This is a genomic window from Streptomyces sp. NPDC059718 (genome assembly GCF_042733315.1).
In the GTDB taxonomy this organism is placed as follows: Bacteria; Actinomycetota; Actinomycetes; order Streptomycetales; family Streptomycetaceae; genus Actinacidiphila.
Genome location: NZ_JBHWGA010000006.1, coordinates 213,868 through 227,184 on the forward strand (window position 1 = coordinate 213,868; position 13,317 = coordinate 227,184).

General features: G+C 73.8%; 13 protein-coding genes. 11 read left to right on the forward strand and 2 right to left on the reverse strand.

Going from position 1 to position 13,317, the window contains the following annotated elements; all coding sequences use genetic code 11:
- Positions 1-83: 83 nt before the first annotated feature.
- From def to ACFV3E_RS10155, 3 genes are all read left to right on the forward strand, one after another.
- Positions 84-629: a peptide deformylase gene (def, locus tag ACFV3E_RS10145; protein ID WP_500534236.1), complete on the forward strand. Its 546-nt coding sequence runs from the start codon at positions 84-86 to the stop codon at positions 627-629.
- Positions 630-661: 32 nt separating this feature from the next.
- On the forward strand, positions 662-1,594 hold the full coding sequence (gene fmt, locus ACFV3E_RS10150) for a methionyl-tRNA formyltransferase (RefSeq protein ID WP_500534237.1): 933 nt from the start codon (positions 662-664) through the stop codon (positions 1,592-1,594).
- A 77-nt stretch (positions 1,595-1,671) separates the two neighbouring features.
- A complete protein-coding gene (locus ACFV3E_RS10155; protein WP_500534238.1) occupies positions 1,672-3,168 on the forward strand; it encodes an RsmB/NOP family class I SAM-dependent RNA methyltransferase in 1,497 nt (498 codons plus the stop codon).
- Positions 3,169-3,217: 49 nt separating this feature from the next.
- Here ACFV3E_RS10155 and ACFV3E_RS10160 read toward each other — a convergent pair whose 3' ends face one another.
- Positions 3,218-4,366, reverse strand: a complete 1,149-nt coding sequence (locus ACFV3E_RS10160; protein WP_500370584.1) for a glycoside hydrolase family 19 protein — start codon at positions 4,364-4,366, stop codon at positions 3,218-3,220.
- Between the two features lie 388 nt (positions 4,367-4,754).
- Between ACFV3E_RS10160 and ACFV3E_RS10165 the strand changes: the two genes are divergently transcribed.
- Complete coding sequence (locus ACFV3E_RS10165) at positions 4,755-6,011, forward strand: D-arabinono-1,4-lactone oxidase (RefSeq protein WP_500534239.1); 1,257 nt, start codon at positions 4,755-4,757, stop codon at positions 6,009-6,011.
- 99 nt (positions 6,012-6,110) lie between these two features.
- On the forward strand, positions 6,111-6,185 hold the full coding sequence (locus ACFV3E_RS10170) for a 50S ribosomal protein bL37 (protein WP_373297613.1): 75 nt from the start codon (positions 6,111-6,113) through the stop codon (positions 6,183-6,185).
- A 64-nt stretch (positions 6,186-6,249) separates the two neighbouring features.
- Here the strand turns inward: ACFV3E_RS10170 and ACFV3E_RS10175 are convergent, their stop codons facing one another.
- Positions 6,250-8,460 (reverse strand): MMPL family transporter, encoded by a 2,211-nt coding sequence (locus ACFV3E_RS10175; protein WP_500534240.1) that lies wholly within the window; start codon positions 8,458-8,460, stop codon positions 6,250-6,252.
- Positions 8,461-8,548: 88 nt separating this feature from the next.
- Here ACFV3E_RS10175 and rpe point away from each other — a divergent pair, with 88 nt between their 5' ends.
- The 6 genes from rpe to ACFV3E_RS10205 all read left to right on the forward strand — a co-directional run bounded on the left by rpe (position 8,549) and on the right by ACFV3E_RS10205 (position 13,259).
- Positions 8,549-9,214, forward strand: a complete 666-nt coding sequence (gene rpe / locus ACFV3E_RS10180; protein ID WP_499510752.1) for a ribulose-phosphate 3-epimerase — start codon at positions 8,549-8,551, stop codon at positions 9,212-9,214.
- Positions 9,215-9,280: 66 nt separating this feature from the next.
- Complete coding sequence (locus ACFV3E_RS10185) at positions 9,281-10,324, forward strand: sugar-binding transcriptional regulator (protein ID WP_500370587.1); 1,044 nt, start codon at positions 9,281-9,283, stop codon at positions 10,322-10,324.
- Between the two features lie 95 nt (positions 10,325-10,419).
- Positions 10,420-10,806, forward strand: coding sequence for a guanyl-specific ribonuclease (locus ACFV3E_RS10190; protein ID WP_500534241.1), 387 nt, complete (start codon positions 10,420-10,422; stop codon positions 10,804-10,806).
- Positions 10,803-11,120, forward strand: a complete 318-nt coding sequence (locus ACFV3E_RS10195; protein ID WP_500534242.1) for a barstar family protein — start codon at positions 10,803-10,805, stop codon at positions 11,118-11,120. Before ACFV3E_RS10190 ends, ACFV3E_RS10195 begins: the two co-directional genes overlap by 4 nt.
- A gap of 46 nt (positions 11,121-11,166) precedes the next feature.
- Complete coding sequence (locus ACFV3E_RS10200) at positions 11,167-12,615, forward strand: GuaB1 family IMP dehydrogenase-related protein (RefSeq protein WP_500534243.1); 1,449 nt, start codon at positions 11,167-11,169, stop codon at positions 12,613-12,615.
- Between the two features lie 179 nt (positions 12,616-12,794).
- Positions 12,795-13,259 (forward strand): Lrp/AsnC family transcriptional regulator, encoded by a 465-nt coding sequence (locus ACFV3E_RS10205; RefSeq protein WP_500370591.1) that lies wholly within the window; start codon positions 12,795-12,797, stop codon positions 13,257-13,259.
- Positions 13,260-13,317: the final 58 nt, after the last annotated feature.

A 13,317-nucleotide genomic window follows, 5' to 3' on the forward strand; every position in this document is an offset into this window, starting at 1 on the left:
GTGCGCAGGGGTGCGCGCCCCCACCCCACCGGCCCATAGACTGGTGCGGTTGCCCTGTCCCCGTCCGACCACGGAGCCACCGCGTGTCCATCCAGCCGATCCGCCTCTTCGGCGACCCCGTGCTGCGCATGACGGCGCAGCCCGTGACCGTCTTCGACAAAGAGCTGCGCACCCTCGTCAAGGACCTCGAGGAGACCATGAAGGACGCCCCCGGCGCAGGCCTGGCGGCTCCTCAGATCGGCGTCTCGCTGCGGGTGTTCACCTACCACGTCGACGGCGAGCTGGGCCATCTGGTCAACCCGGACCTCAGCCTGAGCGAGGAGGAGCAGGACGGCCCCGAGGGCTGCCTGTCCCTGCCCGGGCTACGCTTCGACACCAAGCGGGCCCACGGCGTCGTCGCCCGGGGCTTCAACACGCACGGCGACCCGGTGACCATCGAGGGCACCCAGCTGCTCGCCCGCTGCATCCAGCACGAGACCGACCACCTCGACGGCATCATCTTCATCGACCGCCTCGACCGCGAGCAGCGCAAGGCCGCGATGAAGGCGATACGCGAGGCCGAGTGGGCCGGTCGGCCCGCGCCCCAGGTCCGCGTCTCCCCGCACAGCACCTTCGGCCGCGCACTGTAGGGCCGCGCACTGCAGAAAGGCACCCCGCACGCATGAGGCTCGTCTTCGCCGGCACCCCCGAGGTCGCCGTTCCCGCCCTCGACGCCCTGATCGCCTCCGGCCGGCACGAGGTCGTCGCCGTCGTCACCCGGCCGGACGCCACCGCGGGGCGCGGCCGCAAGCTCGTCGCCAGCCCGGTGGCCCAGCGCGCGGAGGAGGCCGGCATCGAGGTCCTCAAGCCCGCCAGGCCCCGCGACGAGGACTTCCTCGCCCGGCTCCGGGAGATCGCCCCCGACTGCTGCCCGGTCGTCGCCTACGGCGCGCTGCTGCCCCGCGTCGCCCTCGACGTGCCCGCCCGCGGCTGGGTCAACCTGCACTTCTCCCTGCTCCCCGCCTGGCGCGGCGCCGCCCCGGTGCAGCACGCCGTCATGGCGGGCGACGAGGTCACCGGGGCCGCGACCTTCCTCATCGAGGAGGGACTGGACTCCGGGCCGGTGTACGGCGTCGTCACCGAGGACGTCCGGCCCCGCGACACCAGCGGCGACCTGCTCACCCGGCTCTCGCACAGCGGTGCGAATCTGCTCTCCGCCACCATGGACGGCATCGAGGACGGCGCGCTGGTCGCCCGGCCGCAGCCCGCCGAGGGCGTCAGCCTGGCGCCCAAGATCACCGTCGACGACGCCCAGGTCGACTGGAACGCCCCGGCGCTGCGGGTGGACCGGCTGGTCCGGGGCTGCACCCCGGCGCCCGGCGCCTGGACCCTGTTCGGTGGCGAGCGCCTCAAGGTCGGCCCCGTCACCCTGCTGCCCGAGCGCACCGACCTGGCGCCCGGCGAGCTGGAGGTCACCAAGCGCGCCGTGTACGTGGGCACCGGCAGCCACGCCGTGGAGCTCGGCGAGGTGCGTCCGCAGGGCAAGAAGCCGATGCCCGCCGCCGACTGGGCGCGCGGCGTCCGCGTCCCCTCCGGCGACCGGCTCGGCGCCTGACCGCGCCTCCCACGTACGCTCGAAGCGGGGCGCACCGTGCCCCGCCGTACCACCGACACTTCCGGAGCACCTTCCACGTGAGCGAACCGTCACGCCGCCGACCGCAGCCCGCCGCCCGTCAGGGCCGCACCCAGGGCAGGCCCCCGCAGGGCGGCCGGCCCTACCGCAAGCCCCAGCGCGACCCCGTGCGCATCCTGGCGTTCGAGGCGCTGAGGGCGGTCGACGAGCGCGACGCCTACGCCAACCTCGTCCTGCCCTCGCTGCTGCGCGAGGCCGAGGCCGAGGCGGCACGCAAGGGCCGGGAGTTCGACCGGCGCGACGCGGCGCTCGCCACCGAGCTGGTCTACGGCACCCTGCGCCGCCAGGGCACGTACGACGCCGTGATCGCGGCCTGCGTCGACCGGCCGCTGCGCGAGGTCGACCCGCCCGTGCTGGACGTGCTGTCGCTCGGTGCCCACCAGCTGCTGGGCACCCGCATCCCCAGCCACGCCGCCGTCTCCGCCACCGTCGAGCTGGCCCGCGTGGTCCTCGGCGACGGGCGCGCGAAGTTCGTCAACGCGGTGCTGCGCCGGATCGCCGCACAGGAGCTGGACGCCTGGCTGGACGAGGTGGCGCCGCCCTACGACGAGGACCCCGAGGACCACCTCGCCGTCGTCCACTCGCACCCGCGCTGGATCGTCTCGGCCCTGTGGGACGCCCTCGGCGGCGGCCGCGCGGGCATGGAGGAGCTGCTCGCGGCCGACAACGAGCGCCCCGAGGTCACCCTCGTCGCGCGCCCCGGCCGCGCCACCCCTCAGGAGCTCGCCGACGCACTTCCCGCGGACGCCACCCTCCCCGGCCGCTGGTCCCCGTGGGCGGTCCGGCTCGCCGAGGGCGGCGACCCCGCGACCATCGAGGCGGTGCGCGAGGGCCGCGCCGGCGTCCAGGACGAGGGCAGCCAGCTCGTCGCCGCCGCCCTGGCCGCAGCCCCGCTCGGCGAGGGCCCCGACCGGCTCTGGCTGGACGGCTGCGCCGGCCCCGGCGGCAAGGCGGCCCTGCTCGGCGCGCTCGCCGCGGAACGCGGGGCGGCCCTGGTCGCCTCCGAGAAGCAGCTGCACCGGGCCCGGCTGGTGGCCCGCGCCCTGGCCGGCAACCCCGGGCCGTTCGAGGTGATCGTCGCCGACGGCACCCGGCCCGCCTGGCGCCCGGGCGCCTTCGACCGTGTCCTGGTCGACGTGCCCTGCACCGGCCTCGGCGCCCTGCGCCGCCGCCCCGAGGCGCGCTGGCGCCGGCGCGCCGAGGACGTTCCGGGCTTCGCGCCCCTGCAGCGCGGCCTGCTGGAGTCCGCCCTGCGCGCGGTGCGCGTGGGCGGGGTCGTCGGTTACGCGACCTGCTCCCCGCATCCGGCCGAGACCCGTGCCGTCGTGGAGGACGTCCTGGGCCAGCCGGGGGCCGTCCCCGCCGAATGGGTCGACGCCCGCCCCCTCATGCCCGGGGTCCCCGACCTCGGCGAGGGCCCCGACGTCCAGCTCTGGCCCCACCTGCACGGCACCGACGCGATGTACCTCGCCCTGCTGCGCCGCACCGGGGAATGACCGCGCGGGTGCGGCCCGGACATCCGGGCCGCACCCGCGCGGCGGAGGCTCAGCAGTAGAGGTTGGCACCCTGGCTGACGCCCAGGATCGCCGTGAACTGCTGGTACTTGCTCACCCGGCTCTGCACCTGCGCCGGGTTGCGGCCGTCGCATTCCAGCGATCCGTTGATGGAGCGGATCGTCTGTCCGAAGCCCGCCTGGTTCACCATGGCGTTGTGCGGGGTCATGGTGCCGGGGCCGCTCTGGGTGTTCCAGTACCAAAGACCCGTGCGCCAGGCCACGGCCGCGTCCTGCTCCACGCGCCAGGGGTTGCCCAGCAGGTCGATGCCGAGGGCGTCGCCCGCCGCCTTGTAGTTGAAGTTCCAGCTGAGCTGGATCGGGCCGCGGCCGTAGTACGCGGCCTGGCCGGCCGGGCAGCCGTAGGGCTGGCCCCAGTCGCAGTAGTGCGGGTAGTTGGCCGTGTTCTGCTCGACCACGTACACCAGCCCGCCCGTCTCGTGGCTGACGTTGGCGAGGAAGGCGGCGGCCTCCTGCTTCTTCACGGTGTCGCTGCCGGAGTTGGCGAAGCCCGGGTAGGAGCTCAGGGCCGCGACCAGGCCGCTGTAGGTGTAGAAGCCGTTGCGGCCCGGGAACATCTGGTTGAACTGGGCCTCGCTGACGACGAATCCGGACGGGTTCGTGCCGCCACCGCCGCTCGCGGGGGCGTTCCACTTCTGGTTCGCCCCGCCGGTGCAGGTCCAGATCTGCAGCCGGGTGGCGTTGGCGGAGTTGTTGTCCCGGACGTCCAGGCACTTGTTGGCGGCGGGGTTGACGATGTCGCGCGCCGCGGTGACGACCCACTGCTGGTTGGCGCTGCCCGCGCAGTCCCACAACTGGACCGCGGCCCCGTCGGCGGTGCCGCGGTCGACGACGTCGAGGCACTTGCCGAGCGCGCGCAGCGTGCCGTCGCCGGGGTTGGACCAGCGCTGGGCGTTGGTCCCGTTGCAGTCGTAGAGCTGTACGGCGGTGCCGTTGGCGCTGCTGGCCGCGGCGACGTCGACGCACTTGCCCGCCAGGCCGCTGATCTGGCCGTCCGCCGCGCGGGCGGTCGGCGTCGCGACGAACAAGGTGGCCAGGAGCGCCGCGAGGACGGCGAACACCGCGGACGGGCCCAGGACGGTACGCCCTGCGGGGAGCCGTCCGGCGAGGGACGTGGACATGGGGGAGTCGCTCCTTACCCGGCCAGAGGCCGCGGTCGTGGGGGAGGGAGCTTGGCGGGGGTGCTCCGCACGGCGGGCACGGGTCTTCCGAGGAGGTCACGCACGGGCGCGGCGCGGCGTGCGTCGTGTCCGGGACGGCGTGGACTTCCCTGCCGCGCCGTCCCGTTGAGCCCAGCTAGGTCTAGACCATGCCAGGGTGACGGGGTCACGTCAATACTTGAAGGAGCGGGCGGGCGGGCGCCCGCGGCGCCACGACACACCCCTGTCCTGCGCCCCCGGCCCCAGCGGCGAGAATCATCCTGGAACGGCAGGCCCCGAACCGCTGATCCGGCAGGCCGCGCGCCGCGCGGCCGCCGGCGGCCGGGCCGTACAGGAAGGAACGACCGCGATGCCCGCGGAGAGCAACTGGGGCGGCAACGTCGCCTTCACCGCACGAAGCCTCCACCACCCCGAGTACGTCACCGAGCTGCAGGAGATCGTGGCCCGGTCCCCACGGGTGCGCGCCCTCGGGACCCGGCACTCCTTCAGCACCGTCGCCGACACCGACGGCGAGCACGTCTCGACCTCGCGGCTGCCCGCCGTGATCGACGTCGACCGCACCGCCCGTACCGCCACGGTCGCCTCGGGGCTGCGCTTCGGCGAGATCGTCCGCCCGATCGACGAGGCGGGTCTGGCGCTGCACAACCTCGGCTCCCTGCCGCACATCTCCGTCGCCGGTGCGTGCGCCACCGGCACGCACGGTTCCGGCACCGGGCGGCGCAGCCTGGCCGGCGCGGTCAGCGCGCTGACCATGGTCACCGCCGACGGCGAGCTCGCCGAGATCCATCGCGGCGATCCCGACTTCGACGGCTCCGTCGTCGCCCTGGGCGCCCTGGGCGTCGTGACCCGGCTGACCCTCGACCTCGTCCCGTCCTTCGCCGTGCGCCAGACCGTCTACGAGGACATGCCGAAGGAGGAGTTCCTCGGGAACTTCGACACGGTGATGTCGGCGGGGTACAGCGTGTCGGTCTTCACCCGCTGGCGCGACCGCGCCGTCGACCAGGTGTGGCTCAAGGAGCGGGTCGAGGCCGACGGCGCGGAGCCCGTACCGCAGACGTGGTTCGGGGCCACCGCGGCCGACGGGCCACGGCACCCGATCCCGGGGATGCCCGGCACGCACTGCACCCCGCAGCAGGGCCTGGTCGGCCCCTGGTACGAGCGGTTGCCGCACTTCCGCCTGGAGTTCACCCCGAGCAGCGGCGAGGAGATCCAGTCGGAGTTCTTCGTCGACCGGCGGGACGCGGTGGCGGCGTTCGACGCCCTGTGGCGGGTGCGGGAGCGGTTCTCGTCCGAAGTGCTGATCGGCGAGATCCGCACCGTGGCGGCCGACTCCCTCTGGCTCAGCCCCGCCCACGGACGCGACAGCGTCGCCTTCCACTTCACCTGGACCCCGGACGTCGCGGCGGTGACGCGGGCGGTCCAGGTCGTCGAGGAGGTCCTGCGCCCCTTCTCCGCCCGCCCGCACTGGGGCAAGCTCTTCACCCCTTCGCCCGCCGCACTGCGCGAGCTCTACCCGCGCTACGACGACTTCCGGCGGCTCGCCGCCCGGTTCGACCCCTCAGGGGTCTTCCGCAACGCCTTCATGCGCGAGCACTTCCCGGACTGACCGGGCGCGTCCGCGCCGAGCGTCGCTGACGTGCCGCACGCCGGGGCCGGTCATAGACTGACCGCGGTCGAAATGTCCTGTACGAGAGGGTTGGGCATCATGTCCAAGCGAGGCAACAAGCGGCGCGCCCGGAAGAAGAAGGGCGCCAACCACGGCAAGCGTCCCAACGCGTGACACCCGCCGTGCCGCACGTGACCCCCCGCGCCCGGCGCGGGGGGTCACTGCTGTCCGGCGGACGTCACGAACCGGCGTGCGGGGCGGCGGGCGCGGCCGGTTCCCCGGCCGGTGCCGCGGCGCGGGGGCGGTCCAGGCGGCTCGGCCACCACACGCGGTGCCGCAGGTCGAGGGTGAGCGCGGTGACCAGCACCGACCGCACGACCAGGGTGTCCAGCAGGACGCCGAAGGCCACCGCGAAGCCGATCTCCGCGAAGCCCACGACGGGCAGTGTCGCCAGGGCCGCGAACGTCCCGGCGAGCACCAGGCCTGCGGAGGTGATGACACCGCCGGTCGCCGCGAGGCCGGTCAGGGTTCCCTCGCGGGTCCCGGACAGCGCGCTCTCCTCGCGGATCCGCGTCATCAGGAAGATGTTGTAGTCGATGCCCAGCGCCACCAGGAACACGAAGACGAACAGCGGGAAGGCCGTGTCCTCGCCCCGGAAGCCGAAGACGTGGCGGAAGGCGAGCACGCTGACGCCGAGCGCGGCGGCGAAGGAGAGCACCACGGTCGCGATGAGCACCAGCGGGGCGGTGAGGGCCCGCAGCAGGATGCTCAGGATCACCAGCACGACGACGAGGATCATGGGGATGAGCAGCTCGTTGTCGTGCGCCGCGGCGCGGCCCGCGTCGAGCAGAGCCGCCGTACCGCCGCCGACCTTGGCGTCGGCACCCGGCACGGCGTGCAGGATCCCGCGGGCGCGGTCCACGGTGTCCTCGGCGGCCTGGCTGTCGGCCGGGTCGGTGAGCGTGGCCTCCAGGTAGACCCGGCCGTCCTTCTGCGCGGGTGCGCCCTTCGGCACGAGCGCGGAGCCCGGTGCGACGCCCTCGATGCCGTCGAGCGCGGCCTTGACCTGCTCCGCCGCACCCTCGTCGGCGATCACCACCAGCGGCTGTCCGGAGCCGGCGGGGAAGTAGCGGGACTCGACCTGCTGGCCGGTGACGGAGTCGGGGGTCCCGGTGAAGCTCTGGGCATTGCTCAGGCCCGCCGCCTCCAGGCCGATCAGGCCCAGCGAGAGCGCGGCCAGCACGGCGGCGGTGCCCACCCACACCGCGCGCGGCCGGCGGTCGATGCGGCGGCCGACCCGGGACCACACACCGTTCCGGGTGGGTTCGGCGGAACCGGCGTGCGGGACGGCGGGCCAGAACACCCAGCGGCCCACGACGACCAGCAGGGCGGGGAAGAGCGTCAGCATGGCGGCCAGGCCGATGACGACGCCGACGGCGGCGACCGGCCCGAGCCCGGAGGTCGAGTTCATCTCGGCGGCCAGCAGGCACAGCATGCTCACCGCGACCGTGGCGGCACTGGCGACGATCGCCGGCCCCGCCCGGTGCAGGGCCAGCGCCATGGCCTCGTGGCGGTCCTCGTGGCGGCGCAGCTCCTCGCGGTAGCGGGCGACCAGCAGCAGCGCGTAGTCCGTGCCGGCGCCGAACACCAGGACGGTGAGGATGCCCGCGCTCTGCGCGTTGACGACGAGGTCGGCGTGTTCGGCCAGCAGGTAGACCGCCGCCTGCGCGGTGAACAGCGCCCCGACGACGGAGACGACCGGCAGCAGGATGAGGGTGACGCTGCGGTAGGTCAGCAGCAGGATGACGACGACCACGGCGAGCGCGCTGTACAGCAGGGTGCCGTCGATGCCCTCGAAGGCCTCGGCGGAGTCGGCCGCGAAGCCACCGGGTCCGGTGATGTGCACCTCGAGGCCGCCGGTGTCGTCGCCGGTGACGGCGCGGATGCCGGCGACCGCGTCCGCGATGCCCGTCCAGCCGCCCTCGTCCACGCCGATGGGGACGATGAGCTGCGCGGCGCGCGGGCCGGCGGCGCGTTCCTCGTACACCGGGCCGACGGTGCGGCCGCCGTAGACGCCGTGCCCGGTCATCCGCCGTATCTGCGCGGCGTCCTGACCGACCGTCGCACGGTCGTCCTCGGTCAGTCCGCCGGGGCGCGCGTAGACCACGACGGCGGGGGCGGTGTCGGGCAGGAACCGCTTCTGCAGCTCCAGGACCTGGGTGGACTCCGCGTTGCCCGGCAGCCAGGAGGAGGAGTCGTTCTGCTGCGCGTCCGTGAGCTTCTGGGCCAGCGGCGCCACCGCCACCAGCAGGACCAGCCAGAGCGCGAGCACGACCCATTTCCCGCGCCGGCCGCAGACCAGGACCGCCCAGCCGTATGGAGCCTTCACACCCGCCACCTCCGCCTCGCCAAGGCGTCCCCCGAGGAGTGCTCCCGATCCGCACAGCATCCCACGCCCTGAAGGGCCGTGCGGGGTGGTTTTCCACAGCCGTCCGCCCGGTGCGCGGGGAGTGGCCCGGCACCGCCATACTGGGACCATGGCCGTGCAGATCAACCCCAGTATTCTCTCCGCCGACTTCGCGCGCCTCGCCGACGAGGCGCGGGCCGTCGAGGGCGCGGACTGGCTCCACGTCGACGTGATGGACAATCACTTCGTCCCCAACCTGACGCTCGGCGTGCCGGTCGTGGAGTCCCTCCACAAGGCGACCAAGACCCCGCTCGACTGCCATCTGATGATCGCCGATCCGGATCGCTGGGCGCCGGCCTACGTCGAGGCGGGCGCGGGTTCCGTCACCTTCCACGTCGAGGCGGCCGCCGCGCCGGTGCGCCTGGCCCGGGAGATCCGCGCCAAGGGCGCGCGGGCCTCGATGGCGCTCAGGCCGGCGACGCCGGTCGAGCCGTACGAGGACCTGCTGCCCGAGCTCGACATGCTGCTGATCATGACCGTGGAACCGGGCTTCGGCGGTCAGGCCTTCCTCGACATCATGCTGCCCAAGATCCGGCGCGCCCGGAAGCTGATCGACAAGCACGGGCTTGACCTGTGGCTGCAGGTCGACGGGGGCGTCTCGGCTGCCACCATCGAGCGCTGCGCCGAGGCCGGAGCGGACGTCTTCGTGGCCGGTTCGGCCGTCTACGGAGCCGAGGACCCGGCCGAGGCGGTACGGGGGCTGCGCAAGCAGGCGGCGGCCGCCTGCGCGCACTGACCACTGAGTGGGCAGCGTGCTCCGGTACTCCGTAGTACGTGCGAGGATGAGCGCGGAGCCGATCAGATGGGCAACTGGGGAGAGAACGTGACCACAGGCCGCACAGGGGTGCGCATGGGCCCCGGCGAGATGGTCCAGGCGGCGGCGATGGCGCGCCGCTTCTACCTGGAGGGAAAATCCAAGATCCAGATCGCCGAGGAGTTCGGCGTGAGCCGCTTCAAGGTGGCGCGGGTCCTGGAGACGGCCCTCGAACGTGACCTCGTGCGCATCGAGATCAGGGTCCCGGCCGAGCTCGACGCCGAACGCTCCGACGCCCTGCGCGCCCGCTACGGGCTGCGGCACGCCGTCGTCGTCGAGTCGCCCGCCGACGAGACCGACGGACCCGACCCGGAGAACCTGGGCGCGGTCGCCGCGCAGCTGCTCGGCGAGCTGGTCAGCGAGGGCGACGTGCTCGGCCTCGCCTGGGGGCGCTCCATCATCACCATGGCCAACGCCCTCGACCGGCTGCCGCCGTGCACGGTCGTCCAGCTCACCGGCGTGTACGACGCCGGCACCGCCGACCGCGGCTCGGTCGAGGCGGTCCGCACCGCCGCGGCCGTCTCCGGCGGCGAGGCCCACCCCATGTACGCCCCCATGGTGCTGCCCGACCCGGCGACGGCGGCGGCGCTGCGCGCCCAGAGCGGCATCGCGGCCGCCATGAGCTACTTCGACAAGGTCACCGTGGCCGTGGTGTCGATCGGCTCCTGGGCGGCCGGCATCTCCACCGTCCACGACGCCCTGACCGACGCCGAGCGGGAGCACTACGCCTCCCTCGGCGTCGCCGCGGAGATGTCCTCGCACCTCTTCGACGCCGAGGGCCTGCTGGTCGGCCGTGACCTGGGCGAGCGCTGCATCACGATCGAGGCGGACCGGCTGCGCCGCATCCCCGAGGTGCTCGCCATCGCCGGCGGGCTGCGCAAGGCCGCCGCGGTCGACGCCGTGCTCCGGTCCGGCCTGGTCACCAGCATCGTGACGGACACCGCCGCCGCCGACTACCTGCTGGACTCCACCGCGCCCATGCCGCGGCCCGCCCTCGACCGCGTGGACCCCGAGGCGCTCCGCGAGTTCTAGTCCACCACCTACCACCTACCGCCCACCGCCCACCGCCCACCGTCCGCTCGCGCGCCCTGCGCGGCGGGCGTCGCGGGCTGTGGCAGCATCGCGGCATGCCGACCGGCCCCGTCCGCCGTGCCACCGTGATCGCCGCCGCCCTGCTGGGCTGCCTCGCGCTGCTGCTCACCGGCTGCTCCCCGCCCGCCACCGAACCCGTGGGGGCGCTGCCCACGGTGGCCGTCACGAGCCTGCCGCCGGAGGCCCGCGAGACGCTCCGGCTGATCGACGCGGGCGGCCCCTTCCCGTACGCGAAGGACGGCACCGTCTTCAACAACTTCGAGGGCCTGCTGCCCGCGCACCCACGCGGCTACTACCACGAGTACACCGTCCCGACCCCGGGGGCGAGCGACCGCGGCGCCCGGCGCTTCGTCACCGGCTCCGGCGGGGAGGTCTACTACACCGACGACCACTACCAGAGCTTCAGGGCGGTCCGCAGATGACGGCAACGACGGTGCTGGACCTGCAGGGGGTCACCACCAAGAGCGCGTTCATGGACCGCTGCGCCGAGCAGTTGCGGCTGCCCGGCTGGTTCGGCCGCAACTGGGACGCCCTGTACGACTGCCTCACCGACCTGCCCGACCCCGCGCGGGGCGGGCTGCGCCTGGTCGTCCGCGGCTGGCCCGACTTCGCGGCGGCCGAACCGGGGGAGTGGCGGACCGCGCGCCGGGTCCTCGCGGACGCCGCCGCCTTCCACGACCCGGCCGTGCTCCCCTTCGACGTCGTCCTGGAGGAACCTACGAGCGACCCTTCGTGAGCGCCGGAGTTTCCTCCGTGTTCGTTCCGGCCCGGTCCGTGCAAAAATGAAGTACGTGCGTTTCCTCAATGATGCAAAGCCTCCGTACGACCTGACGTACGACGACGTGTTCATGGTCCCCAGCCGCTCGGCGGTGGGTTCCCGCCAAGCGGTCGACCTCTCGGCCCCGGACGGCACCGGTACCACCATCCCGCTCGTGGTCGCCAACATGACCGCCATCGCCGGTCGCCGCATGGCCGAGACCGTCGCCCGGCGCGGAGGTCTGGTGGTCATCCCCCAGGACATCCCGATCGAGGTGATCGCCGAGGTGATCACCTGGGTGAAGCAGCGGCACCTCGTGCTCGACACCCCGATCGTGCTCGGCCCGCACGCCACCGTCGCCGACGCCCTGGCGCTGCTGCCCAAGCGGGCGCACGGCGCCGCGGTCGTCGTCGAGGACGGCCGTCCGGTCGGCATCGTCACCGAGCACGACCTCACCGGCGTGGACCGCTTCACGCAGGTCTCCGTGGTGATGTCCAAGGACCTCCTGCTGCTGCCCGCGGACATCGACCCGCGCGAGGCCTTCAACCGCCTGGAGGAGGCCAACCGCAAGCTCGCCCCCGCGGTGGACGCCGACGGCAGGCTGGTCGGCATCCTCACCCGCAAGGCAGCGCTGCGCGCCACCCTGTACACCCCCGCCACCGACGCCGGCGGGCGGCTGCGCATCGCCGCCGCCGTCGGCATCAACGGCGACGTGGCGGGCAAGGCCAAGCAGCTGCTCGACGCGGGAGTGGACACGCTCGTCGTGGACACCGCCCACGGCCACCAGGAGAGCATGATCCAGGCCGTGAAGGCCGTCCGCGCCCTGGACCCGCAGGTGCCGGTCGTGGCCGGCAACGTCGTCTCCGCCGAGGGCGTGCGCGACCTGATCGAGGCCGGTGCCGACATCGTCAAGGTCGGCGTGGGCCCGGGCGCCATGTGCACCACCCGCATGATGACCGGCGTGGGCCGGCCCCAGTTCTCCGCCGTCATGGAGTGCGCCGCCGAGGCCGCCCGGCACGGCAAGCATGTCTGGGCCGACGGTGGCGTCCGGCACCCGCGCGACGTCGCGATGGCGCTCGCCGCCGGCGCGTCCAACGTCATGATCGGCTCCTGGTTCGCAGGCACCTACGAGTCGCCCGGCGACCTGCAGCAGACCGCCGACGGCCGGCCGTACAAGGAGAGCTTCGGCATGGCCTCCGCCCGCGCCGTGGCCAACCGCACCAGCGAGGAGTCCGCGTACGACCGCGCCCGCAAGGGGCTGTTCGAGGAGGGCATCTCCACCTCGCGGATGTTCCTCGACCCGGGCCGCCCGGGTGTCGAGGACCTCATCGACTCGATCATCGCGGGAGTCCGCAGCTCCTGCACCTACGCCGGGGCCGCCAACCTCGCCGAGTTCGCCGAGAAGGCCGTCGTCGGCATCCAGAGCGCCGCCGGCTACGCGGAGGGCAAGCCGCTGCACGCCAGCTGGCAGTAGCCGGCACCGCTGCCCGGGTGCCCCCGTCCGCTTCCGCGGACGGGGGCACCCGTGTTCCCGCCTCGACGCGATCACCCGGGAGTGCTGCGCCGGGTGGACGGCGATCGGCCTCGTAGTCTGGTGTGCGTACGGCACGCGCCGTTCCCAGCTCGCTCGCGAAGAGAAGTGACCCACCCCCAGTGCGACTGAACGAACTCGACGAACGCATCGTCCACGCCCTCGCCGAGGACGCCCGCCGCTCCTTCGCCGACATCGGCGCCCTCGTCGGGCTCTCCGCCCCCGCCGTCAAGCGCCGGGTCGACCGGCTGCTGGCGGAGGGCGCCATCACAGGCTTCACCGTCCGTGTCGAGCCCTCCGCGCTGGGCTGGGAGACCGAGGCGTTCGTCGAGCTCTACTGCCGCCACAACACCTCCCCCGACGACATCCGGCGCGGCCTGTCGCGCTACCCGGAGGTGGCGTCCGCCTCGACCGTCACCGGCGAGGCGGACGCCGTCGTCCAGATCTACGCCGCCGACGTGCGCCACTTCGAGCGCGTCCTGGAGCGGATCGCCGGCGAGCCCTTCGTGGAGCGCACCAAGTCCGTCCTGGTGCTGTCGCCGCTGCTGCGCCGCTACACGGGAGTGCCGGACCAGCCGGAGCCGTGACCGGGGGCGGGCCGGGCCGGGGAGCCGGGTCCGGCCGGCCCCGCGCAACGAATCGCCG